This is a genomic window from Streptomyces sp. NPDC013187 (genome assembly GCF_042899705.1).
In the GTDB taxonomy this organism is placed as follows: domain Bacteria; phylum Actinomycetota; class Actinomycetes; order Streptomycetales; family Streptomycetaceae; genus Streptomyces; species Streptomyces hawaiiensis_A.
Map to the genome: position 1 here is coordinate 113363 of NZ_JBIBAF010000017.1, position 23389 is coordinate 136751.

At 70.7% G+C, this 23389-nt stretch carries 23 protein-coding genes and 2 tRNA genes; 9 read left to right on the forward strand and 16 right to left on the reverse strand.

Features of this window, described 5'->3' with window-relative positions:
• Nucleotides 1-131: 131 nt before the first annotated feature.
• The 4 genes from ACFY5B_RS31760 to ACFY5B_RS31775 all read left to right on the forward strand — a co-directional run bounded on the left by ACFY5B_RS31760 (nt 132) and on the right by ACFY5B_RS31775 (nt 2970).
• Nucleotides 132-881 (forward strand): helix-turn-helix domain-containing protein, encoded by a 750-nt coding sequence (locus tag ACFY5B_RS31760; RefSeq protein WP_389976111.1) that lies wholly within the window; start codon nt 132-134, stop codon nt 879-881.
• Between the two features lie 94 nt (nt 882-975).
• A complete protein-coding gene (gene hisN / locus ACFY5B_RS31765) occupies nt 976-1776 on the forward strand; it encodes a histidinol-phosphatase (protein ID WP_053672380.1) in 801 nt (266 codons plus the stop codon).
• A 129-nt stretch (nt 1777-1905) separates the two neighbouring features.
• The gene (locus ACFY5B_RS31770) at nt 1906-2298 is read left to right on the forward strand and encodes a CBS domain-containing protein (protein WP_351635069.1); all 393 of its coding nucleotides are present in this window, start codon (nt 1906-1908) and stop codon (nt 2296-2298) included.
• A 255-nt stretch (nt 2299-2553) separates the two neighbouring features.
• A complete protein-coding gene (locus ACFY5B_RS31775; protein ID WP_062928973.1) occupies nt 2554-2970 on the forward strand; it encodes a Fur family transcriptional regulator in 417 nt (138 codons plus the stop codon).
• 125 nt (nt 2971-3095) lie between these two features.
• On the opposite strand, the gene ACFY5B_RS31780 is transcribed toward ACFY5B_RS31775, so the two are convergent.
• The 4 genes from ACFY5B_RS31780 to ACFY5B_RS31795 form a co-directional block, all read right to left on the reverse strand.
• Nucleotides 3096-3169, reverse strand: a tRNA-Met gene (locus tag ACFY5B_RS31780).
• Between the two features lie 82 nt (nt 3170-3251).
• Nucleotides 3252-5075, reverse strand: coding sequence for a tetratricopeptide repeat protein (locus ACFY5B_RS31785; RefSeq protein WP_389976116.1), 1824 nt, complete (start codon nt 5073-5075; stop codon nt 3252-3254).
• Between the two features lie 234 nt (nt 5076-5309).
• A tRNA-Met gene (locus ACFY5B_RS31790) sits at nt 5310-5383 on the reverse strand.
• A gap of 57 nt (nt 5384-5440) precedes the next feature.
• Nucleotides 5441-8389, reverse strand: coding sequence for a UPF0182 family protein (locus ACFY5B_RS31795; protein WP_389976291.1), 2949 nt, complete (start codon nt 8387-8389; stop codon nt 5441-5443).
• Between the two features lie 163 nt (nt 8390-8552).
• On the opposite strand from ACFY5B_RS31795, the gene ACFY5B_RS31800 reads away from it, so the two are divergent.
• The gene (locus ACFY5B_RS31800; RefSeq protein WP_389976118.1) at nt 8553-9095 is read left to right on the forward strand and encodes a PPA1309 family protein; all 543 of its coding nucleotides are present in this window, start codon (nt 8553-8555) and stop codon (nt 9093-9095) included.
• Between the two features lie 50 nt (nt 9096-9145).
• Here ACFY5B_RS31800 and ACFY5B_RS31805 read toward each other — a convergent pair whose 3' ends face one another.
• The 4 genes from ACFY5B_RS31805 to ACFY5B_RS31820 all read right to left on the reverse strand — a co-directional run bounded on the left by ACFY5B_RS31805 (nt 9146) and on the right by ACFY5B_RS31820 (nt 12396).
• A complete protein-coding gene (locus ACFY5B_RS31805; RefSeq protein WP_389976121.1) occupies nt 9146-10237 on the reverse strand; it encodes a PDZ domain-containing protein in 1092 nt (363 codons plus the stop codon).
• 100 nt (nt 10238-10337) lie between these two features.
• Nucleotides 10338-10502: a hypothetical protein gene (locus ACFY5B_RS31810; protein ID WP_389976124.1), complete on the reverse strand. Its 165-nt coding sequence runs from the start codon at nt 10500-10502 to the stop codon at nt 10338-10340.
• Nucleotides 10503-10694: 192 nt separating this feature from the next.
• The gene (locus tag ACFY5B_RS31815; RefSeq protein ID WP_389976127.1) at nt 10695-11153 is read right to left on the reverse strand and encodes a molybdenum cofactor biosynthesis protein MoaE; all 459 of its coding nucleotides are present in this window, start codon (nt 11151-11153) and stop codon (nt 10695-10697) included.
• Nucleotides 11154-11274: 121 nt separating this feature from the next.
• Nucleotides 11275-12396 carry an SDR family oxidoreductase gene (locus ACFY5B_RS31820; protein WP_351630733.1) on the reverse strand — a complete coding sequence of 374 codons (1122 nt, stop codon included), beginning with the start codon at nt 12394-12396 and terminating at the stop codon, nt 11275-11277.
• A 192-nt stretch (nt 12397-12588) separates the two neighbouring features.
• On the opposite strand from ACFY5B_RS31820, the gene ACFY5B_RS31825 reads away from it, so the two are divergent.
• Nucleotides 12589-14049, forward strand: coding sequence for a zinc-dependent metalloprotease (locus ACFY5B_RS31825; protein WP_389976130.1), 1461 nt, complete (start codon nt 12589-12591; stop codon nt 14047-14049).
• Nucleotides 14046-14573, forward strand: a complete 528-nt coding sequence (locus tag ACFY5B_RS31830; RefSeq protein ID WP_389976133.1) for an NUDIX hydrolase — start codon at nt 14046-14048, stop codon at nt 14571-14573. Before ACFY5B_RS31825 ends, ACFY5B_RS31830 begins: the two co-directional genes overlap by 4 nt.
• 167 nt (nt 14574-14740) lie before the next feature.
• Here ACFY5B_RS31830 and ACFY5B_RS31835 read toward each other — a convergent pair whose 3' ends face one another.
• The 4 genes from ACFY5B_RS31835 to ACFY5B_RS31850 form a co-directional block, all read right to left on the reverse strand.
• Nucleotides 14741-15496, reverse strand: coding sequence for an AIM24 family protein (locus tag ACFY5B_RS31835; RefSeq protein WP_389976136.1), 756 nt, complete (start codon nt 15494-15496; stop codon nt 14741-14743).
• A gap of 16 nt (nt 15497-15512) precedes the next feature.
• Entirely contained in the window at nt 15513-16193 is a 681-nt protein-coding gene (locus ACFY5B_RS31840; RefSeq protein WP_031112077.1) for an AIM24 family protein, read from the reverse strand.
• 11 nt (nt 16194-16204) lie between these two features.
• A complete protein-coding gene (locus ACFY5B_RS31845) occupies nt 16205-17947 on the reverse strand; it encodes a TerD family protein (protein WP_389976140.1) in 1743 nt (580 codons plus the stop codon).
• A gap of 142 nt (nt 17948-18089) precedes the next feature.
• The gene (locus tag ACFY5B_RS31850; protein WP_389976143.1) at nt 18090-18698 is read right to left on the reverse strand and encodes a M48 family metallopeptidase; all 609 of its coding nucleotides are present in this window, start codon (nt 18696-18698) and stop codon (nt 18090-18092) included.
• 580 nt (nt 18699-19278) lie between these two features.
• Between ACFY5B_RS31850 and ACFY5B_RS31855 the strand changes: the two genes are divergently transcribed.
• Both ACFY5B_RS31855 and ACFY5B_RS31860 read left to right on the forward strand, forming a co-directional pair.
• On the forward strand, nt 19279-20493 hold the full coding sequence (locus ACFY5B_RS31855; protein WP_389976146.1) for a TOMM precursor leader peptide-binding protein: 1215 nt from the start codon (nt 19279-19281) through the stop codon (nt 20491-20493).
• Nucleotides 20486-21856 (forward strand): ABC1 kinase family protein, encoded by a 1371-nt coding sequence (locus ACFY5B_RS31860; protein WP_389976149.1) that lies wholly within the window; start codon nt 20486-20488, stop codon nt 21854-21856. Before ACFY5B_RS31855 ends, ACFY5B_RS31860 begins: the two co-directional genes overlap by 8 nt.
• A 16-nt stretch (nt 21857-21872) precedes the next feature.
• Here ACFY5B_RS31860 and ACFY5B_RS31865 read toward each other — a convergent pair whose 3' ends face one another.
• From ACFY5B_RS31865 to ACFY5B_RS31880, 4 genes are all read right to left on the reverse strand, one after another.
• Nucleotides 21873-22004, reverse strand: a complete 132-nt coding sequence (locus ACFY5B_RS31865; protein WP_389976152.1) for a hypothetical protein — start codon at nt 22002-22004, stop codon at nt 21873-21875.
• A 193-nt stretch (nt 22005-22197) separates the two neighbouring features.
• A complete protein-coding gene (locus ACFY5B_RS31870) occupies nt 22198-22521 on the reverse strand; it encodes a hypothetical protein (protein ID WP_389976155.1) in 324 nt (107 codons plus the stop codon).
• Entirely contained in the window at nt 22518-22886 is a 369-nt protein-coding gene (locus tag ACFY5B_RS31875) for a WhiB family transcriptional regulator (protein ID WP_389976158.1), read from the reverse strand. The genes ACFY5B_RS31870 and ACFY5B_RS31875 overlap by 4 nt, the downstream gene beginning before the upstream one ends.
• Before the next feature lie 173 nt (nt 22887-23059).
• Complete coding sequence (locus tag ACFY5B_RS31880; RefSeq protein WP_389976160.1) at nt 23060-23386, reverse strand: hypothetical protein; 327 nt, start codon at nt 23384-23386, stop codon at nt 23060-23062.
• Between the last annotated feature and the right edge of the window lie 3 nt (nt 23387-23389).

Below are 23389 nucleotides of genomic sequence, written 5' to 3' on the forward strand. Positions count from 1 at the left end.
AAATGCAGGTCAAAGCCGAGAAATCATTGCAACGAGCTTGCCGTCGAACGCAACAGAATCATCCAGTCCGTTGCAATGAAATGCCGGTGAACGCTATGGTGCGGACATCGCGCAGCACGAAGGAGGGCACGATGCCGGGAGGCAGACTCACCCAGCAGGAACGCCAGCAGATCGCACTGGGGCTGGCCGACGGCCTCGCCTACGCGGAGATCGCCCGACGTCTCGACCGCCCGACCTCGACGGTCACCCGCGAGGTCATGCGCAACGGCGGCCCCACCGCTTACCGCGCCGACCTCGCCCATCGCGCCACGGAACGGCGTACGCGCCGCAAGCAGGCCGCACCGCGGGACCCGATGTCACCCCCGCGGACCGACGGGCGGGACGTCGAGGCCGTGCGCGAGTACGAGGAGACGTTCACCACCGTCCTCATGGGGTCGGGCATGCCCAAGATGATGTCCCGGGTGATGGCCTGCCTCTGCATGACCGACTCGGGCAGCCTCACCGCGTCCGAACTCGCCCAGCGGCTCCAGGTCAGTCCGGCGTCCGTCTCCAAGGCGATCGCGTTCCTCGACAGCCAGGGCCTCGTCCGCCGAGAGGCGGACGAAGGCCGCCGCGAGCGCTACGTCGTCGACGACGACGTCTGGTACCAGTCGATGATGGCCAGCGCCCGGTCCATCGCCCAGGTCGTCGACATCGCCCGGCAGGGCGTCGGCGTCCTCGGCCCCGGCACCCTGGCCGCCACCCGCCTCGAGAACGTCGCCCGCTTCCTCGACTTCGTCTCCGAGAGCACCGCCCGCGCCGCGGAGCAGGCACGCGACATCCTCCACACCAAGCCCGGGCCGACTCCGGGCGGCGCCGAGGAGCCGAGTCCGGATCACTGACCCCGCGCCTCGCGCCCGGCCTCGTCCAATCCCCTCCCGCACCGTCACAAACCCCCGGTAGCCCCACCCCCACCTCGGCAGATAGGTTCGTTGCATGCCCGACTACCTCGACGACCTGCGTCTCGCCCACGTCCTCGCCGACGCCGCCGACGCCGCGACGATGGACCGCTTCAAGGCCCTCGACCTCAAGGTCGAGACCAAACCGGACATGACCCCGGTCAGCGAGGCGGACAAGGCCGCAGAGGAGCTCATTCGCGGTCAGCTCCAGCGCGCCCGCCCCAGAGACGCGATCCTCGGCGAGGAGTACGGCGTCGAGGGCACCGGCCCCCGCCGCTGGGTGATCGACCCGATCGACGGCACCAAGAACTACGTACGCGGCGTGCCGGTGTGGGCCACTCTCATCTCGCTGATGGAAGCCGGGGAGGGCGGCTTCCAGCCCGTCGTCGGTGTCGTCTCCGCTCCCGCCCTCGGCCGCCGCTGGTGGGCCGCGAAGGGCCACGGCGCGTTCTCCGGCCGCAGCCTCACCAAGGCGTCCCGGCTGCAGGTCTCCCGCGTCTCCAAGCTCTCCGACGCGTCCTTGGCGTACTCCTCGCTCAGTGGCTGGGAGGAACAGGGCCGCCTGGACGGCTTCCTGGACCTGACGCGCGAGGTGTGGCGCACGCGCGCGTACGGCGACTTCTGGCCGTACATGATGGTGGCCGAAGGCGCCGTCGACATGTGCGCCGAGCCGGAGCTGTCCCTCTGGGACATGGCCGCCACGGCCATCGTCGTCACGGAGGCCGGCGGCACCTTCACGGGCCTCGACGCCCGCCCGGGCCCCCACAGCGGCAACGCGGCCGCGTCGAACGGCCTGCTGCACGACGAACTCCTGGGGTATCTCAACCAGCGCTACTGAGCCCCCCGTTGTTACCGAGCGCCCCCTTGTTGACCCTCCCTTTGCCTGCCACTCTGAGAGTCCCCCCACTTGTGAACTTGTGAAACCGTGAACGAACGGTGGGGAGACTCCCAGGAGGTGGCTCCATCCATGCTCGTCCGTGACGCCATGAGCACCGTCGTCCTCACGATCGGCCCGACCCACACCCTGCGCCAGGCCGCATCGCTGATGTCCGCGCGCAAGGTGGGGGCGGCGGTGGTCCACGACCCCGACGCCGGCGGCATCGGCATCCTCACCGAACGCGACATCCTCAACTCCGTGGGCCTGGGCCAGGACCCGGACACGGAGCGTGCCCACGCCCACACCACCACCGACGTCGTGTTCGCCGCCCCGGCCTGGACCCTGGAGGAGGCGGCGGGCGCCATGGCGCACGGCGGCTTCCGGCACCTCATCGTGCTGGACGGCGGCGAACCCGCCGGCATCGTGTCGGTCCGCGACATCATCCGCTGCTGGGCACCGGCACGACAGCGGGTTCCGGCGTAGCGGCGCGGACGGGCCGGCCCCGGAAAGGGACCCCGGCCCGTCCGTCACCGGAAGCGGTCCAGCGCCGGAGTTCAGCCACACAGGGCCCGGACCGCGACCTCCAGCCGCTTGCCGCGGTCTTTCGTCCGCCCGACGCAAGCGCCGCTCGCCCGCTCGACGGCGTCGTGCGCGCCAGTAGACAATGTCTAAACAAAGGAGGGATCTAAACTCACACCTGTTCGGGACCTGGTCTCTTTTGCTGTTAGGCTGGTGGCTATGAGTGACCTTCTGGAACGGCTGCGCGGACGCGGATGGCGGATGACCGCGCAGCGGCGTGTCGTGGCTGAGGTCCTCGACGGCGAACACGTCCATCTGACGGCCGACGAGGTCCACGCACGGGCCGTCGCCAAGCTGCCCGAGATCTCCAGGGCGACCGTCTACAACACGCTGGGCGAGCTGGTGACCCTCGGCGAGGTGCTCGAGGTCTCCACGGACCAGCGTGCCAAGCGGTACGACCCGAACGCCCACCAGCCGCACCACCACCTGGTCTGCGCCCAGTGCGGCGCGATCCGCGACGTCCACCCCACCGGCAACCCGCTGGCGGACCTCCCCGACACCGAACGCTTCGGCTTCACGGTCTCGGACGTCGAGGTGACGTACCGCGGCGTGTGTCCGAACTGCGCCGCCGCCTAGCCCTCCCGCACGGAACACGAAAGCCCCGGCACCATGAGTGCCGGGGCTCACTGCTGCCATCGTCGCGCGAAGGCAGGAAACACCGAGGGCCGGAACCCTTTCGGATTCCGGCCCTCGGCCTTCAGTAGCGGGGACAGGATTTGAACCTGCGACCTCTGGGTTATGAGCCCAGCGAGCTACCGAGCTGCTCCACCCCGCGTCGGTGAATGCAACGTTACGTCACCGCAGAGGACGGATGCAAATCCATTACCCGGCGGCCCCGCCGGCCCAGTGGCAACGCCTCACGCGGACAGCTCCTGCCGCAGCGCGTCCCTGAGCCGCTCCGCCCTCTCGGCGACGGACGCCGGGCCCAGCGACACGGCCCGGTCGGCCCAGCGCTGCCCCTCCGCCAGCTCACCCCGACGCGCGTAGACCAGGGCCAGCCGCAACGCCGCCCGCCCGTGACCGGCGTCAGCGGCCCGCGTCCACCACACCGCCGCCTCGGGCTCGCTCCCTTCCCTGGCCAGCAGCAGTCCCAGATTGAACGCGCCGTTGCGGGATCCGCCCTCGGCCGCCTCCCGGTACCACCGAGCAGCCTCGACGACATCGCCACGGGCCGCCGCCAGCATGCCGACCCGCACCTGCGCACGCCGGTGCCCCTGGGAGGCCGCCCGCTCGTACCACTCCTCGCACTCGCTCCGCCGGTGCACCGGCTCCCCGAGCTCGTGCGCGGGCTCCGGCGGCCGCCGCGCGTCGAGCACGGTCGCCAGCCGGTACGCGGCCTCGGCGCTCCCGCCCCCGGCCGCGCACCGCAGGTGCCGCTCGGCCTCCTGCTCGTCACCATCCCGCAGTCTCGCCATGCCGACCTGCAGCGCCGCCTCGGTGTGCCCCGCGGCGGCGGCACGCTCGTACCAGCTCAGCGCGGCCTGCTCCTCACCCCGCCCGGCGTGCAGGATGCCGAGGTTGAAGGCGGCGTCGACGCTCCCGGCCTCAGCGGCCTTGGAGAACCACGGCTCCGCGCCCGTCTCGTCACCGCCCCGCAGCAGCAGGATCGCGAGCGCGTTCGCCGCCTCCCGGTGCCCGGCGTAGGCCGCGCGCCGGTACCACTGCTCGGCCTGCGGGGTGCGCCCCTGCTCGGCACAGAGCAGACCGAGGTTGTACGCGCCGTTCACGTCACCCGCGTCCATCGCGGCCCGGTACCACCGCTCGGCGGTCTGGGTCTCGCCCCGCTCCGCGTGCAGCGCCCCCAGCGCGTTCGCCGCGTTGCCGTCGCCGTCCTGGGCGGCCCGCAGCCACCACACGGCGGCGTTCTCGGTGTCGCCCGCGTCGCGCAGCAGGAAGCCGAGCGCACACGCGGCGCGCGCCTCCCCGTCCTTGGCGGAGGTCAGGTACCAGCGCCCGGCCTCCTTGAGCTCGCCACGCCGCTCCAGAATCGTCCCGAGCTGCAGCGCGGCCCGCCGGTGGCCGCGCGCGGCAGCCTGCCGGTACCACTGCTCGGCCTCTTCGGGTGCCTGGACACCGTCGTCGCCGTCGGCTTCCCGCGCCGCCTGCCGGTCCAGCGCCCGCGCCAGCCGGTACGCCGCCTCCCGGTGCCCGCGCTCGGCGGCGACCCGCATCCACTGCACGGCCCCGGCATCACCGCGGTGCTCCAGCAGATCGGCGAGCGCGTACGCGCCCAGCGTGTGGCCCTGTTCGGCGGACTGGCGCAGCCAGTACTCGGCGGCGGGCTCGTCGCCGCGCTCGCGGTGGTGCCGCCCGAGGGCGTGCGCAGCCGCCGTGGATCCGGCGACGGCGGCGATCCGCCACCATCCGGCGGCCTCGTCGGCGTACCCCCGCTGGTGGAGGAGAACCCCCAGGTTGTTGGCGGCCGCCCGGTCGCCCGCGGCGGTGGCGGCACGCAGATGAGGCTCGGCACCGTCGAGGTCACCACGGCGCAGCAGCATGGCGCCGAGGACACTCATCGCCTCGACGTCGCCGGCCTCGGCGGCGAGCCGCTGACGCAGCTCCTCGGCCGCCTCGTCGGCGATCTCCCCGGTCTCGTCCGGGGTCTCGGTGTCCTCCCGGCTGGAAGGCTGCACAAAACGCCCTGTCTCGAACAGAGTTGCCTTGTCCCCCATAACGTCCATCGTCGCACCACCTGCAACCTGGGTACACCTGGTATACCGCAGCCAGTGAGGTCACTTCAGCGTTTTGTCGACATGCCCACAGAGAGACAAGTCAAACACAGATTGCCCAACTCCCCCCGGCGGCGCGGCCACATCCTGCGCCAGCACATGCGTTCACACATCACGAAGGCCCGGATTCCACTGTGGAATCCGGGCCTTCGGTGCCGCTCCGTCACTCGGACATCGCGACTTCAGTAGCGGGGACAGGATTTGAACCTGCGACCTCTGGGTTATGAGCCCAGCGAGCTACCGAGCTGCTCCACCCCGCGCCGTTGTGTTCACAACCGTATCACGGCGCGGGGTGGGCATTTGACCAGGCCAGGGCGCTAGCTGCTCGGCTTCGGGCTGGGACTGCCGCTGGGGCTGCCGCTCGGCTTGTCGCCGGGCTTGCTCTCGCCGCCCCCGGAACCGCCCGTCCGGCTCGCCTCGGACTGTGCGTCCTCGGCCCGCCGCAGGGCGTCCTCAAGGTCCTTCTGCGCCTTGCCGTACGCCTCCCAGTCGTTCTTCTTCAGGGCCTCCTGACCCTCGTCGAACGCCTTCTGGGCATCCTGCAGGGCCTGTTGGACCGTCGGGTTGTCGGACGTCGGCGGTGGCGTCGTATCGCCCTCGTCCGGTGGCTCGGTGGTCGGGCCGTCCGCTCCGAAGACCTTGTTGAGGGCCTCGTCGAGGGTGTTCTCGAAGGCGGTCTGGCCTCCGTAGGTGACCAGCACCTTGCGCAGCAGCGGGTACTTCAGACCGCCACCGCGGACGTAGACCGGCTCCACGTACAGCAGCCCTCCGTCGAGGGGCACCGTCAGCAGGTTGCCGTACTCGACTTCGGAGTCGCCGCCTCTCAGGAGCCTGATGGACTCGGCGATGTCCTCTTGGGAGTTGAACTGGCTCTGGACCTGCTTGGGTCCGTTGACCGTGGTGTTCGTCGGCAGTTTCAGGATTCTGATCTTGCCGTAGTCACCGGTGCCCGCCTCGGCGTCGACCGCCATGAACGCGCTGAGGTTGTCCCGGCCGTTGGGCGTGAAGGTCGTCGTCAGCGAGAACGCCTGCGCCTTCTGGTCGGGCATCTTCATGCTCAGGTAGTACGGCGGCACCGCGCTGCCCGACCGGTTCGTCGGGTCGTCCGGCACCTGCCACACCTCGCTGCCGCTGAGGAACGTCGTGGCGTCCTTCACGTGGTAGCGGGTGAGCAGCTCCCGCTGGACCTTGAACAGGTCCTGGGGGTAGCGCAGGTGGTCCATGAGCGACTTGGAGATGTCGCTCTTGGGCTCCACCGTGTTCGGGAAGGCCTTCATCCAGGTCTTCAGGACGGGGTCCTTGGTGTCCCACTGGAAGAGCTTGACCTTGCCCGTGTAGGCGTCGACGGTGGCCTTCACCGAGTTGCGGATGTAGTTGACCTGGTTCTGCTGGGCCACCACCGCGCGGTTGTCGTTGGTGGCGGTCAGCGAGTCGGCCGTGGTGTCACCCAGGGTCGTACGCGAGGAGTACGGGTAGCCGTTGGTCGTCGTGTACGCGTCGACGATCCACTGGATCCGGCCGTCCACGACCGCCGGGTAGGCGTCGCCGTCGATGGTCAGCCAGGGGGCGACCGCCTCGACGCGCTCCTTGGGCGTGCGGTTGTACAGGATCCGCGAACCGTCGCCGATGGCACCGGAGTACAGGATCTGCGGCTCCCCGAACGCCACCGCGTAGGCGGCCCGGTTGACCGGGTTGGAGAGGTTGACCCCGCTGTCGCCCTTGTAGCTGGTGGTCTTCTCGCCGTTGTCGTCGGAGTAGTCGATCTCCTTCTGGGGGCCGCCGACGATCGAGTACGTGTCGGTCTTCTCGCCGTAGTAGATCCGCTGCTCGTACGTGCCGAGGTCGCCCTCGGAGGGCAGGTCGGACTCGGTGAAGTTCGGGCGGCCCTGGGCGTCGGCGCTGGTGCCCTCGGCGGCGACCACTCCGTAGCCGTGCGTGTAACGGAAGTGGTTGTTGATCCAGTTCTTCTTCGGGATGCCCGCGAGGTTCAGCTCACGCAGACCGATGACCGTGTCCTGGTCCTTGCCGTCCTTGGCGTAGCGGTCGACGTCCAGGTTGGTCGGGAACGCGTAGTAGTTCCTGATCTGCTGGAGTTGCTGGAACGTCGGCGAGACGATGTTCGGGTCCATGATCCGGATGCTCGCCGTGGACGGGACGTCGTCGCGCAGTGTGGTCTTGTCCTCGGTCTTGCTCGTGCCCGAGTAGTCGGTGACCTTGGTGCCGTCGATGCCGTACGCCTTGCGCGTGGCCTCGAGGTTCTTCTCTACGTACGGCGCTTCCTTGGCCTGCTCGTTCGGCTGCACCTGGAACTTCTGCACGATCGCCGGGTACAGACCGCCGATGAGGATCGCGGAGAGCACCATCAGGCCGAAGCCGATCACGGGCAGCTGCCACGTGCGCCGCCAGATGGTGGCGAAGAACAGCAGCGCGCAGATGACGGCGATGCAGAACAGGATCGTCTTGGCCGGCAGGTAGGCGTTGGCGTCGACGTACCTCAGGCCCGTCCAGTTGTCGGTCGCCCGGAAGTCACTGGACTTCACCGCGAGTCCGTACCGGTCGAGCCAGTACGCGACCGCCTTGAGGGCGACGAAGATGCCGATGAGCACCGACAGGTGCCCGGTGGCCGCCGCCGTGGCGCGGGCGCCCGGGCTCGTGACGCGCAGCCCGCCGTAGAGGTAGTGGGTGAGCGCGGCGGCGATCACGGACAGGATCGCGGCGGCGAAGCCGAAGCCGAGCAGGAACCGGTACCAGGGCAGGTCGAAGGCGTAGAAGGCGACGTCCAGCTTGAACTGGGGGTCCTTCTCACCGAAGGGCACGCCGTTGACCCACATCAGCCACGTCCGCCACTGGCCGGAGGCGGACGCGCCGGCGATCAGGCCCACCAGGGCGGTGATCCCGAACAGCAGCCACTTCTTGTAGGGCGCGATGCCCATCCGGTAGCGGTCGAGGTTCTGCTGCTCCATCGACATGGCGCTCAGCGGCGGCCGCAGCCGGTGCGCCAGCCAGATGTTGAAGCCGACGGCGAGGGCCATGAGCAGGCCGAAGACGAAGAAGAGCCCGATCTTGGTCCACAGGGTGGTGGTGAAGACCGAGGAGTAGTTCACCGAGCGGTACCAGAGCCAGTCCGTCCAAAAGCCCGCGAACATGGTGAACGCCATGCCGAGAACGGCCAGGACGCCCAGCGTCATGAGCAGGGTCCGGACACGCCGGGACGGGCGGCCCACTCTGATCCGCGGCCCCGAAGGGCCTCCGCCGCGGTCCGGCATCTGGAAAGCCAAGGTGCGCACCTCGAAGTTCGCTGTTGATTCGTCAGGCCCGCGTCTTCACGGACCGTACGTGGCCCCCGTGATCGTGGGCCCCCACCTATGCAACTTACTCACCGTTTACTCGGTTCCCGATTCCGGCCGGGAACGAGGCAGGATTGTGACCATGTCCAACACTCCCATGGCTGCGAACCCGCTCACCCGGGCCGTACTCGAGATCGACGAGTACGTCTCCGGCCTCGGCTGGGACCAGCCGGCCCGCCTGTTCGCCCTCGTCGACACGGCACGGCTGCGAGCCGACCAACCCTCACTCGCGGACCGGCTCGGTCTGGGCGAAGAGTCGGAGAACTCCGGCCTCACCCCGATCGAGCAGGACGAAGTTCCAACGGGCAAGCCGCTCGACGAGTTCCTCGCCACCATCGCCTGGCCCGACGCGGTGGTCGGCTGCGCCCTCGCCGTGGAGCGCCTGATGCTGCCGCCGTCCGCGGAGGCGCAGGTTCCGCAGGGTCTGAGCGAGGCCGCCCTCACCAAGTGGGTGGCGGACCACCCGGACCGCCAGGAGGTCCGTATGACGGTCGCGGTCCTGCGCGACGGCACGCGTGAGTCGGCCCTGCGGCTGCGCGAGAAGGACTCCCCCACCGAGGTCCTGACCGGTTCCGACCTGGTCCCGGGGCTGGCGGAGGCGCTGGCGGCGACGTTCGAGGAGTAGCGACCGCCGAGGACCGCGGGACCCGGCTTTCCGGGCCCTCGGTCCTCCGGCTACCTACCGCACTTCGGCAGATCCGCGGTGTCCCCACTGCGGATGTCCTTCAGGGCCCCCAGGGCGTCCTTGATGGTGCCCACCTTGATCAGGGTGAGACCGTCGGGGGTGTCCTTGGCGGCGGCAGCGCAGTTGTCGGCGGGCGTGAGGAAGTACTTCGCGCCCTTGGCCCGCGCGCCCACGGTCTTCATCTCGATGCCACCGATCGGCCCGACCTTGCCGGCGTCGTCGATCGTGCCGGTGCCGGCCACGAACGCGCCCCCGGTCAGGCTGCCCGGAGTGAGCTTGTCGTAGATGCCGAGCGCGAACATGAGTCCGGCGCTCGGCCCGCCGACGTCCGCGAGCTTGATGTCGATGGTGAACGGGAACGTGTGGTCGGTCCCGGCGGAGATCCCCACGATGGCGCGCTTCTCACCGCTGTCGTCGGACGTCGTGGTGGTCATCGTGATGTCCTGCGTCCTGGTCGGCGTCCGCTTCTCCTTCTCCGCGGCGACCTGCTCCTTGGCCGGCACGATCGTGAAGCGGACCTCCTGGCCCGGCTTGTGCTTGGTGACGAGCTTCGCGACGTCGGCCGGCTCCTTCACCGCCGTACCGTCGACCGCCTTGATCACGTCCCCCGCGTGCAGCTTGCCCTCGGCGGGGGATCCCTTGACGACCGTGGAGACGATCACCCAGGACTTCACCGGAACGTCCAGCTGCTTCAGGGCCGCGACCTTGGCGCTCTCCTGGGACTGGCTGAACTCCTCGGCGTTCTCCTGGGTGGACTGCTCCTCGGTCTTGCCGTCCGGGTAGAGCGTCTCGTGCGGCACGACCTTGTTGTCGTGCGCGAGCCAGCCGTAGACGGCTTCGACCAGGTTCATCCGGTAGTCGGCGCTCGTGACCCGGACCGTCGTCATGTTCAGATGGCCACTGGTCGCATAGGTCTTCCTGCCCGCGATCTGCAGCACCGGCTCGCCGTCGTGATCGCCCAGCGTGTTCACCGTCGGCCCCGGGGACATCTCCGCATAGGGCACGGGGATGAACACTCCCGCGCACAGGAGCGCGATCAGCATCAGGGTGGAGGCGAGCATCGTCGCGGTGCGGCGTGGCATGAGTCGACAGTACGGGACGGTCCTGTCAGCGCACCGTCAGGGCCGCCCGTCCGGGGCGGCCCTGCACTGCAACGCTTGTGACCTGCTGGTTCCTGGGCCGTCAGGCACCTGGGCGGGGCTTCTCCATGGCCTCGCAGAAGCGGGCGTAGCCGATGAGCTCCGGCCCGTCGTTGCGGGCTTTGCGGGTCCGGTGGGCCCAACTGCCCCAGAGACCCGCGCCGATGGCAGCCGCAAGCGGAATCAGCAACCAGGCGAGCGCCGCCATGCCGACCTCCAACCCCTTTGAGCATCCGCAACTGACTGATCAGCAGATTAACGATCCGCAGTGACAACGCTCACGCCAGGGGTGCGGTTACGCAACCGGAAGGCGACCGCAGGGATCAGCGACCGGGCTTACGGGATCAGCGGGCGGCCACCGGCCCTCCCGTCACCCGACCACCGCCCCTCAAGGACAGCGCTACGCGCCGACCCACTCCTCGGTGCCGTCGGAGAACTTCTGGTGCTTCCAGATGGGCACTTCGTGCTTGAGGTCGTCGATCAGCTTCCGGCAGGCCTCGAACGCCTCTCCGCGATGCGGGCAGGAGACGGCGACGACCACGGCGAGGTCCCCGACCCGCAGGTCCCCCACGCGGTGCACGGCAGCCAGGGCCCGCACCGGGAACTCGGCGGCGACCTTCTCCGCGATGCGCCGCATCTCGGCCTCGGCGCTGGGGTGACAGGAATACCCCAGCTCGTCGACATCGGCACCCCCGTCGTGGTTCCGCACGGTTCCCACGAAGAGCGCGGTGCCTCCGGCCGCGTCGTCCCCTACGGCCCGGAACACCTCGTCCAGGGAGAGAGCCGAGTCCCGGATCCCGATCAGCCTGATCGGTTCCTGCGCGGTCTGCTCACCGGGGTGATCGTTCGTGGTTGCCATGCCTCCATCGTGCCGCACACGACCGACGGCACGGAATAGAGCTATCGACCGGCACGCGCGCGTACGCGTTTGGAGCCTCCTACAGGGGCGGCCTTCCGCTGCGTTCCCGCACCGGCGTCCCTCAGATCCGCCGCCGGGCCTTCCGCGCCCGCCGCACCACCGCCGCCGCACCCAGCAGCGCCACCGTCGCGCCGGCGGCACCCGCGGCCGTCGCGTCCTTGCGGCCCAGCCGCCGCCCGGCGACCGTGTGCCGGCCGGAGACCTCCTCCAGGAGTTCCGCCAGCACCTCCTCGTTGGTGTACTGCGGCCGCCACCCGGCGTCGTGCAGCCGACTGCCGCTCACCACCCAGGGGTACATCGTGTACGCCAGGTCCCCGGCCGGGGAGGGTGTGAGCCCGATGCGGTGCAGTCGCGCCGCCGCACCCAGCGCGACCGCCGACGGCAGCTCCATCCGCCGGATCCCGCTGAGCTCCTCGACCTCCTCCTGCTCCAGCCAGCCGTCACAGCCGACGGTGAGTTCCCCGTCGACCTTCTCCAGAACGGCGTACTCCAGCGCGCTGCACAAGTCCTCGACGTGGCAGAACTGCCACGCGGGCCGCGACCCGGCGACGACGAGGAGCCGGGGCGACTCGAAGTACCTGGTCAGTGCGGTGTCGGTACCTCCCACCAGCACGGCCGGCCGGACCACGGTGACATTGAGCCCGGGGTGCGCCCGGGGCGCGCGCCGTGCCAGCCGTTCGATCTCCAGCAGGTCGCCGACGCCCGTCGCCTCGGCCGTGGCGCGCAGCTCGGCGTCCTCCGACAGCGGCAGCTCGTTGTCGGGCAGCGCCCCGTAGACCATCGCCGAGGTGCAGAGCACGACCCGGTGCACTCCGGCCGCCGCGGCGGCCGTCAGGACGGTCTGCGTCCCCCGTACGTTGTAGGCCGTTCGGGCGGCCGCGTCGGTTTCCAGGTCGAGATCCAGCGCCAGGTGCACCACCACGTCCGCCCCGCGCAGCTTGTCCGCGATGGCCGGATCCCGTACGTCCAGGATGTGCCACTGGGCCGCCGCGCACTCGCCGCGCCGCTCGTCGATGGCGACGACCTGCTTGACCTCGTCGGATGCGGCCAGCTGCTCCGTGAGCAGGGCTCCGACGCCGTACGCGGCGCCGGTGACCGCGACGACGGGTCCGCGCGCGGCGGGGCTCGCGGAACTGGTTGACTGGTTTCGCGCTGCGCGAACCTGCGGATCTGGGGAACTCACCGGGCGTCTCCAGCGGTTGTCTTCAGTACGAGCGCGTCCGACGCGTGCGTACCAGGTGGCATCCATCCTGCCGCAGGCCGTCAGTCGGCGAAGCACCGAGGCCCGATCCGCCCCAGGTGTCTACGCTGGGTGGTGTTGTCGGGCAGCCGTGCCGCCGGAAAGAACCGGCGGCCCTACCAGCCGAGGAATCCCGTGAGTGACACCCCATTCGGATTCGGCCTTCCGCCGGAGGAGCCGGACGACGGCGACGAGGGCAAGAAGAAGGACCAGCAGAGCGGTGGTGGTCAGGGACCGGCCAACCCGTTCGGTTTCGGCGGCCTGCCCGGAGCCGGTGGCTTCGGCTCAGGCCCCGGTGGCCCTGGCGGCCCCGGTGCGGACAATCCGTTCGCAGCCATGTTCGGGTCGCTGAACCCCACCGACCTGGGTGCCGCGTTCCAGCAGCTGGGCCAGATGCTCTCCTACGAGGGCGGCCCGGTGAACTGGGACATGGCCAAGCAGATCGCCCGCCAGACGGTCTCCCAGGGCAGTCCTGACGGCACCAAGGACGCCAGCGTCGGTCCCGCCGACCGCAAGTCCGTCGAGGAAGCCGTCCGCCTGGCCGACCTGTGGCTCGACGACGCCACGTCCCTGCCCTCCGGCGCCGCCTCCGCGGTGGCCTGGAGCCGCGCGGAGTGGGTCGAGGCCACCCTGCCCGCCTGGAAGGAGCTGGTCGACCCGGTCGCCGAGCGCGTGGGCACCGCCATGGGCGACGTCCTGCCGGAGGAGATGCAGGCCATGGCCGGCCCGCTGATCGGCATGATGCGCTCGATGGGCGGCGCCATGTTCGGCACGCAGATCGGGCAGGCCGTCGGCGTGCTCGCCGGCGAGGTCGTCGGCTCGTCCGACATCGGCCTGCCGCTCGGCCCGGCCGGCAAGGCCGCGCTGCTGCCGGTGAACGTCGAGACGTTCGGCAAGGACCTGAGCGTCCCCCAGGAGGAGGTGCGGCTGTATCTCGCTCTGCGCGAGGCCGCCCACCAGCGCCTCTTCGCGCACGTGCCGTGGCTGCGCTCGCACCTTTTCGGCGCTGTCGACGGCTACGCGCGCGGGATCAAGGTCGACACGGCCAAGCTGGAGGACGTGGTCGGTCAGTTCGACCCGCAGAACCCGGAGCAGCTGCAGGATGCCCTCCAGCAGGGCATGTTCCAGCCGGAGGACACGCCCGAGCAGAAGGCCGCCCTGGCCCGTCTGGAGACGGCTCTGGCGCTCGTGGAGGGCTGGGTGGACGCGGTGGTCCACGCCGCCGCGAAGCCCCGCCTGGCGTCCGCCGACGCCCTGCGCGAGACGCTGCGCCGCCGTCGTGCGTCGGGCGGTCCGGCCGAGCAGACGTTCGCGACGCTGATCGGTCTGGAGTTGCGCCCCCGCCGCCTGCGGGACGCCTCCCGCCTGTGGGCCTCGCTCACGGACGCGCGCGGGGTCGACGGCCGGGACGCCCTGTGGCACCACCCGGACATGCTGCCGACGGCGACGGACCTGGACGACCCGGACGGCTTCGTGCACCGCGAGCAGATCGACTTCTCCGAGCTGGACAAGATGCTCGGCGAGGCGGCGGACAAGCCCGACCTCAAGAAGAAGGACGGCGGCGAGGGCGAGAACAGGGGCGACGACGCCGGGTGAGCCTCCATGACGACGCGGTCCTCGTGCTGAAGGGGTACGAGGACCAGACGGAGCTGCGCCAGGCCTACCTGGACCACCTGGCGGAGCACCCGGACGGTCTGTGGAAGGCCTGCCACGCGGGCCACATCACAGCGAGTGCCCTGGTGATCGACCCCGAGGGCGGGCGGGTGCTGCTGACCCTCCACAAGAAGTTGCGGATGTGGCTCCAGATGGGCGGCCACTGCGAGCCGGGCGACGCGTCCCTGGCGGACGCGGCCCTTCGCGAGGCGACGGAGGAGTCCGGCGTCCCGGGGCTCACCCTGCTGCCCGGCGGTCCGGTGCGTCTGGACCGGCATCCGATTCCGCCGCCGTGCCACTGCCACTTCGACGTCCAGTACGCGGTCGTGGCACCGCCGGACGCCGCGCACGCGATCAGCGACGAGTCGCTCGACGTGCGCTGGTTCGGCTACGACGAGGTGGCCGAGGTGGCGGACGAGTCGGTCGTGCGGCTGCTGGCGGCGACCCGAGCGAGGCTCGGGGGCTGAACATCGGTGAGGGGCGACCGCTCATGCGGCCGCCCCTCACGTTCGATCCTGGCAGTGGGCTGCGCCCCGTCAGGGCGCGGGGAACTGCGCGAGCAAGCACGGACGGCCCGCGGCCCGGGCGAGACCGCACAGCCCCGGAACCCGACTCGGCCGAACCCGCGGAGCGCTCAGCTCCAGACGTTGCCCTGGTTCTGTCCCCGCGCCCCCTGCTGGCCCATGCCATACTGCGCGGCGAGGCCCGAGCCGATCTGGGCGCCCTGCGGCGGCAGCAGCTCACTCGGCTGGACCAGCGCGAAGCCGGTGCCCATGAAGCTCAGCTCCCAGCCCTCGCCCGTGCTGCCGCGGCGCCGCCACACCCCGGAGGAGTGCGTCTGGGCCTGCATCTGCACCCGCAGGCTCGTCGACCAGGCGACGATCGCGTCGGCGTCGCAGTTGACGTACTTGTCGGGCGTCACCTGCATCAGCAGCGGCATTCCGGAGGTCATCAGGGCGACCTTGCCCCGGCCTGTGATGTTGAGCTGGTACTTCCCCGAGCCGGAGATGCCGTACAGGCTGTCCACGGCGATGACCTCGTGGTGCAGGGAGGAGTCCATCGCCAGCACGTAGCTGCTGTCGACGGTGAGGCCGTCCTGGTCCACGTCCATGACGTGCACGTGCTGCTTGAGGTTGGCGAGGTAGACCGTGCCCTGCCCGTGGCAGCGCATCAGGTCGAGGCCCTCCCCGGTCTGCGCACGCGCGCGTGACTGCTGGTTGCTCTGGAACTCGGCGTCGAACTCGACGAGGCCCTGGTAGGCGACCATGGTGCCCTTGCGGGCCAGGACGTCGTCGTGGCCCTCCAGGGTGACGCGCAGCATCTGCTTGTTCTGCAGGCTCCAGCGTTCCTGGGTCTGCTGCTCGTTGTAGGCGAAAATCGGGCTCTGCATGACGTGTGACTCCCCCTCAGCCCCGGACCCGGAGTCGGTCGGTGCTGTCCTCGCTGGGCTGGACGACGACGATGCCCTGACCGGAGAAGGCCATCTGGTAGGCCTCGCCGCTGCCGCGGCCGATCAGCGACTGCGCCCGGAAGCTGCGCTTGCCCTTCACCTTGAGGTTCGGGGACCACGCGACGAGCGCGTCGGGGTCGACGTAGGTCTCGTCCTCGCCGCCTCCGCAGTCGACGACGATGGGCTTGCCCCGGGAGGTCAGCGCGACCCAGCCCTGCCCGGAGATCTTGGTGTTCCACAGGCCCTGCCCGGCGAACTTCGCCAGGCCCTTGACCCGCTCCACGCCCCACGTGAGGTGGGCGTCGAAGGCGAGCAGGTTGGTGGCGTTGACGGAGATGCCGTCGCCGTTGAGATTGATCACGACGACGTTCGCCCCGTAGTCGGCGAGGTAGAGCAGGCCGTCGCCGGAGCACTTCATCAGGGGCGCGCCCTCGCCGGTCATCCAGTCCTTGGCGATCTGGCGCACGGCCGGCGGGTTGGGCTCGTACTGCACGAACCCTTCGTAGGCGACCATCGACCCCACACGCGCGAGGAGGTCGTTCCCGGTCTGCATGGCGACCTTCAGCATGTGGTTGCCGTGGTTCTCCATGCGGGCGGTGACGGGTGCGGGGGCGTGGCCCGCGAGCTGCTGTGTCATGACGGGCTCCCTCAGACCTCGTACGGCTGGACGACGATGAAGTTGCCGGGCGCACCCCGGAACTGGAGGTTGACACTCTCCCCGGTGTCGCCGGGGTACGCGTTGCGGCGCATGCGCACCTGGCTGGAGACGACGACCTGGGCGGCGGCCGACCAGGCGACCACGGCGTTGCAGTCGGCGAACGTGGTGGGGGTGACGGGCAGGACGACGGGCGTGCCGTGCGTCTTGACGACGATGGTGCCGGTGCCCTGGAACTGCATGGTGAACAGCGCGCCGCCGGGGATGCCGTGGCCCTCGATGCGGCGGACCTCGTACGTGAGGCTCTCGTCGAACGCGAGGACGTTCTCGGCGGAGACGCAGACGGCGTCGCCCTGCAGCTCCAAGGGGTGCAGCATGGTCGAGTTCTCGGCGAGGAACACCTGTCCCTGCCCCGTACAGCGCATCAGCTGCATCTCCTGGCCGGTCGCGTTGCCCACGATCCGGCCGGAGAAGCCGGCGCCCTTGTAGCTGAAGTCGACCTTGCCCTGGTAGAGCACCATGCTGCCCTGCCGGGCCAGCACGGGCTGTCCGCCGATGCCGAGGTCGACGCGGACCAGCTTCTTGGTCTGCTGCGTCCAGCGCTGCCCGGTGGGGGTCTCCTTGAACTGCTGGAGCGCGGCGGACACGCCGGGGCCCTGGGGCGCGCCTTGCGGGGCGCCCTGCGGGGCTCCGTAGGGTGCCTGTCCGAACGGCGGCTGCTGCTGTCCGTAGCCCGGGGGCGGCGTGGGCTGGCCGTAGCCGGGGGGCGGGGCCGGGGCGTGGGGCGCCTGGGGTGCATGAGGTGCCTGGGGCTGGGCGTAGCCGGGAGGCGGCGGGGCCGTCTGGCCGGGGACCTGTCCGTACTGCGGGGGCTGCTGGCCGGGCTGGCCGTACGGCGCGGGCGCCGGGGCCGGAGGCGACACCGGGGAGCCGCCGGGCGGGGTGTGCAAGGGCGCGGCGATGGTCGGGGCGGCGTGCACCTGGGGCGCCGGGGCCGGAGGTGAGGTGGGGCCGGGCGGTGGCGCGAAGCCCTGCGCGGCCGGCTGGGGCCTGGGGGTCGGAGGCGCCGCGGGCGCGGGGGCCGGGGGCGCCGCAGGCGCCGGGGTCGGCGCGGGTTCCGGCGTGGCGGGGACACCGAACGCGGGCGGTGCGAAGCCCGGCGCGGCGCCGGGCTGCGGCTGCTGCGGGGCCGGCACCGGTGTCTCCTCCTCGGCGACCTCGCCGCCGAAGTTCTTCAGCAGCGCGTCCAGACCTCCGTCGAAGCCCTGCCCGACAGCGGCGAACCGCCAGACGTCCTTCAGGTAGAAGTCGCCCAGCATCACGGCCCGTTCGGTGGAGAACTCCGAGCCGTTGAAGGAGTAGCGCGCCACCTCCTCGCCGCCCGCGACGATACGGATGTAGCCGGAGGCGATCTGCGACATCTGGCCGGCGCCGTCGATCGTCGCCGTGAAGGACAGCTTCTGGATCTGCGACGGGATCCGGTCGAGCGTCACCCGGAAGGACTCCGTGTCGCCCGCCTGGGCGCCCAGGAGCTGAATGGACTCCTCGGGGGACTTCGGTTGGTTGAAGAAGACGAAGTACCGGTCGTCAGAGAGCCGTTCGTCGGCGTCGAGGCCGAAGCAGCTGATGTCGAAGCTCAGCCCGGGGCCGGCGATCTGTACACCTACGTACAGATCGGTACCCGCGGTGAGGTCACTGATCCTGGCCTTGTGGCCGCGTTGGAATTCCCTGGCCATGCGTAACGACCGTCCCCCATCCAGAACGTGATTGCGTCGCGCTAGGCTAACGGCAAACTCGGACACCGGACGAGGTCGGTACAGAGCCGGTACACAACGCCCGCCCACCCGTATCGGCTGTTCGCTCGCGGAAAGCGGCCGGTCACCCCGCGGGGCCGTCACCCCGTGTGCCGGGTGCGTGGGGCAACCGCTCGGCGGCGACCACGCCTTCGAGGTATCCCCGGGCCCTTTCCGTGCGCGGATAGGCCTCCAGGAGTTCCCAGAAGCGAGGTCCGTGCCCGGGTACGAGCAGATGCGCGAGTTCGTGGACGAGGACGTAGTCGACGACGTACTCGGGCATGCCCTGGAGGCGGTGCGAGAGGCGGATGCTGCCCTCGGCGGGGGTGCAGGAACCCCAGCGCGTGTTCTGGTTGGTCACCCAGCGCACCGACGCGGGCCGGGCCCGGCCCGCGAAGTACTGGTCCGAAAGACGCCGGGCCCGCTCGGTCAGCTCGGCGTCGCCGAGGGCCCGCTTGCTCTCCTGGGCGGCCAGCTTGTCGAGCATGACGGTCACCCAGCGCTGTTCCTCCGCCTCGGACATCCGGGCGGGGATGAGAACCACGGTGCGATCACCCTCGCGGTACGCGGAGACCGTTCGGCGTCGGCGGGCGCTCCTGCGGACCTCGATCGCGCTCGCCCTTGAGCCGCTCGGCGGCTGGCTCGTCGTGCTGCGCTGTGCGGTTCCGGCGCGGTGCAGTGGGTCGGCGGGCACGCCCCGACGTTACCCGCTGCACACGGGGAAGTCCCGACTCCGGGACGCTTCGGTGCCGCCGCTCCTACCGGCCGCCGGACTGGTACGACCCGGTTGCCGGATTTGTACGGCACGGTCGCCGGGTCGCGTGGGCGGCCGTGCGAACCGGCCTAGGGACCGGTGCGAACCGACTGCGGGACTGGCGCCCCCGACTGCGGGACTGTTGCGACCCGGCCGCGGGACTGGTCCGACCCGGCAGCCGGGATAGGCGCGACCGGCCGCCGGAATAGGCGCGATCCGGCAGCCGGGATGGGCGCGATCCGGCAGCGGATTTGTACGACGAATGCCCGCTCCTGTGGACAACTTTCAGCAGTCGGCGGCGGGTTTGGGCATGCTGGATCTCGTCGGCGAAGCGAGGGCGGGGCCGGTCCGGGACCAGGACCGCTTCCGCGCCCGGGTTCGGCCCGCGGGGGCGACCCTGCGCTCGGGTCAGGCCTGCGCACAGGCCCTGCCTGCGACCGGCCCCGGCGCGACCGGCCAGGGCCTGCACGCTCGCTCCACCGGCGTACGGGGACGATCTACGGCACACGGGGGGCCTGTCATGCATCCGATGGTGAAACCCGCGCTCAGGCGCGGCTGGCGCGACCTCAACACCGTGCAGTTCGGGATGACACCGGCGCACGCGATGACGCTCGGCCCGATGGACCTGGCGACGGGCAGCTTCCTCGACCTGCTGAACGGCACGCGGGGGCTGGAGCTGCTCCGCGACGAGGGACGCCGCATGGACCTGCCCGACGGTCATGTCGACAAGCTGGTGCGGGGGCTCGCCCGGGCCGGACTGCTGGACGACGCCCGCGGCGGCGGGCCGGCCGCAGACGCGCTACGGAAGAAGAAGGAGGTCCTCGACCGGTTGCGCCCCGACCTGGCCTCCCTCTCCCTGACGACATCGACCCCCGGCGACGCGATCGGGCAGCTGGCCGCGCGACGCTCCCAGCGCGTGCAGGTGCGAGGCGCGGGCCGGGTGGGTGCCGTGCTGGCCTCCCTCCTGTCAGGGGCCGGCGTGGGCGGGGTGGACGTGATCGACGGCGGCCGTGTGGAGCCGTGGGACGTCGCGCCGGGCGGGCTTCCCCCGGATGCGGTCGGCGACCGCAGGGACGAGTCGGCCCGCCGTGCCGTGCGACGGGCTGCCCCCGACCGGCCGCCGCGCCGCGTGACGGCGCAGACGTCCCCGGACGACGGCGATCCGGGATTCTCGCTGGTGGTCCTCGCCCCGCGGGACGATGTCGCCGTGCACGCGCCCGACCCGGCCGCCGCAGAGCCGCTGATGACCTCCGGTACACCCCATCTGTACGCCGGTGTCGTGGAAGGCACCGGCGTGGTCGGTCCGCTCGTCCTGCCGGGCGAGACGGGATGCGCAGGATGCCTGCACGAGGACCGCGTCGACCGGGACCCCGCCTGGCCGCGTATGGTCGCCCAGTGGCGCTCCGGCAAGCAGCGGCAGGTGCCGCCCTGTGATCTGACACTGGCCACGGCCGTGGCCGGACTCGCGGCCGCCCACGCACTCGCTTTCCTGGATGGCCGGGCCCCCTCCAGCGCCGGGGCACGCTGGGAGTGCTCCGTCCCGGATCTCCACTGGCGTACGCGGCCGGTCCGGGCGCATCCGGCATGCCCGTGCGCTGCGGCGAAGAGAGGAAAAGGGGAGCACCCCTCGGAGGACGGGGAGTCACACGAGACAATGGCTGTGCAACGGCCGTCGGAGCAGTGCCGTGAGGCAGAGGCGGAGCGGCCGGCTGGGACTTGGAGGGCGCATGTCTGATCTTCCCCGGAAGGCGGTTACCCGGACCGCCAAGCTCGCCGCGCTCCCGCTCGGCATCGCCGGGCGGGCGACCTGGGGATTCGGCAAGCGGATCGTCGGTGAATCCGCCGAGCTCGTCGGCCGCGAACTCCAACAGCGCACGGCGGACCAGCTGTTCAAGGTGCTGGGTGAGCTGAAGGGCGGGGCGATGAAGTTCGGCCAGGCCCTGTCCGTCTTCGAGTCCGCGCTGCCCGAGGAGGTGGCCGGCCCCTACCGGGCCGCGCTGACCAAGCTCCAGGAGGCGGCGCCGCCCATGCCGACCCGGACCGTGCACGCGGTGCTCGCGGAGCGGCTCGGCGAGGGCTGGCACGAGCTGTTCCTGGAGTTCGAGGACAAGCCCGCCGCGGCGGCCTCGATCGGCCAGGTCCACCGAGGGGTGTGGCACGACGGCCGCGAGGTGGCCGTCAAGGTGCAGTACCCGGGCGCCGGCGAGGCCCTGCTGTCGGATCTGAACCAGCTGAGCCGATTCTCCCGTCTGCTCGGTCCGCTGATTCCCGGCATGGACATCAAGCCCCTGATCACGGAGCTGAAGGACCGCGTTTCGGAGGAGCTGGACTACGGTCTGGAAGCCCAGGCCCAGCAGGCCCACGCGGAAGAGTTCACGGACGACCCGGACGTGGTCGTGCCGCAGGTGGTGCATCAGTCCGACCAGGTCCTGGTCACCGAGTGGATGGACGGCATCCCGCTGTCGGAGATCATCTCGGACGGCACCGAGGAACAGCGCGACCGCGCCGGTCAGCTTCTGGCCCGCTTCCTGTTCTCCGGCCCCGCCCGCACGGGCCTGCTGCACGCCGATCCCCACCCGGGCAACTTCCGGCTCCTGCCCGGCGGCCCGGAAGGGGAGGACGACTGGCGCTTGGGCGTGCTGGACTTCGGCACGGTCGACCGGCTCCCGGGGGGCCTGCCGGCCACCATCGGCGAGTCCCTGCGGATGACCCTCGACGGTGAGGCCGAAGCGGTCTACGAGCTTCTCTGCGCGGAAGGGTTCGTCAAGGAGACGATAGAGCTGGACCCGGACGCCGTCATGGACTACCTGCTGCCGATCATCGAGCCGGCCCAGGTCGAGGAGTTCACCTTCACCCGGGGCTGGATGCGCAGTCAGGCGGCGCGGATCGCCGACCCCCGTTCCCCGGCCTACCAGCTCGGCAAGCAGCTCAACCTGCCCCCGTCCTATCTGCTGATCCACCGGGTGACGCTGAGCACGATCGGCGTGCTGTGCCAACTGGGGGCGACGGTGCGGTTGCGCGAGGAACTGGAGGAGTGGCTGCCCGGGTTCGTCCCCGAGGATCCGGCGGACGGCGAGGAGGCGGTGGCGCAGGCCTGAGTGCCCACCGCGGGCTTCACCACCGGTCCGCGTCCAGGCGCCCCTCGATGGACCTGAGGTTCTCCCGGGAGCAAGTCTCGCAGTAGTGGCGAAGGGCCCCGTCCTCCACGGAGTACGTCCAGGTGAGGGGTGCGCCTTCGGTCAGCACTCCGGCCACGGTGCCGCAGCGCGCGCAGGCGGGCGCCACCCGCAGACCAGGTAGGCGCCGTGCGTGCACTCTTTCGGGTGGGCAACGGGCCGCGGGGGCCGATCCGTTCGGTACGGATCGGCCCCCGCGGTGCGAGGTCGGCGGTGGCAGCCCGGTCGTATGGGCCGGAAAGCACCGCTTCAGGTGCAGCGGATTACTGCATGACCGCCATGGCGAGCGCCCGGCGGGCACGCAGTGAGGCGCGCTCCGCCCTGCGCTGCATCCGGCGGGCGGACGCCAGGCGCACGGCCAGGCGATCCCGCTCCGCCTCTTGCAGTCGCTCGCGCATATGCGCGCGAGCCATGGCTTCTGGGATGAGTTGCATCTCTCGGGTCCTGTTCTGACGCGAGTCCTTCGCGCCGTTGATGGGGAAGTCTTGGGTCGCCGAGCCGGCGGGCTCGTCAGTGGACGGCTTCATCGGGGCCTGCTTCTGGGGGTCGTGCGTGAAGGGGCGGTCGATCGTTCCTGCGGTGTTCATGCCGTGACCGGGTTCTTGCGCGGGCGGCCACGCGGCCGCTTCCGGGCGACGACGACACCCTGGACGAACAGCTCGCCACCCCAGACGCCCCAGGGCTCACGCCGCTCCTTGGCGCCGGCGAGGCAGGCCTCGACCAGCGGGCAGGTGCGGCAGAGGGACTTGGCGTCCTCGACGTCCGCGGGCGACTCGGCGAAGAAGACCTCCGGGTCGTAGGAACGGCACGGGACGGGTACGCCGAGGTTCTCGATGGCGTCGTCGAGCGCGGTGAGCGCGGTGAGCGGGGTCAAGGCGGGGTCCTCCGTGGAGCCGGGCTTGGGGATCGTGTCGGAAGGCGGTACGGACGGGGCGTGCGCTTCGAGTTGCACGGTTCGGCTTCCTCGTCAGGTCGTTCCGGCCTGTTGGCCGGGGGGTGGTGGTACCGGGTTCTTTTCTTGTCCCGAGGCTCCTTCGGTCCGTCATCCCTGTTCAGGGACAAACAGAAGGGCCGCGGATCCCGGATGGGGTTCCGCGGCCCTGAAGGCGCCGGCCTGATCGGCGATCAGGCTGGATCACTCCAGGGTTCTGGCCCACGGAAGGCCCACATCTGGTGGTGCTGCGTCGTCTGCTTCCGGAATCCGGCACCGGTCGCCGTAAAGGCATAGGCCTGCGCCTGTGCCTTTACTGCCGCTTCCAGTGCCTTGGTCGGTCGCTCACTGCGCTCACGGACGGGAAGGCCCGCGGGAGCAACGGAGGAGGACGCCGGGAGGACGGCACGAATGCCGGACAGACCGGTGCCCAGGTTCGAAACGCCGAGCTTGCACGCGGAGACGGCCGAGCGATCGGTCATTTTCACGATGCTGACGGAGCTGGTGTTGATGCTGATCACTGG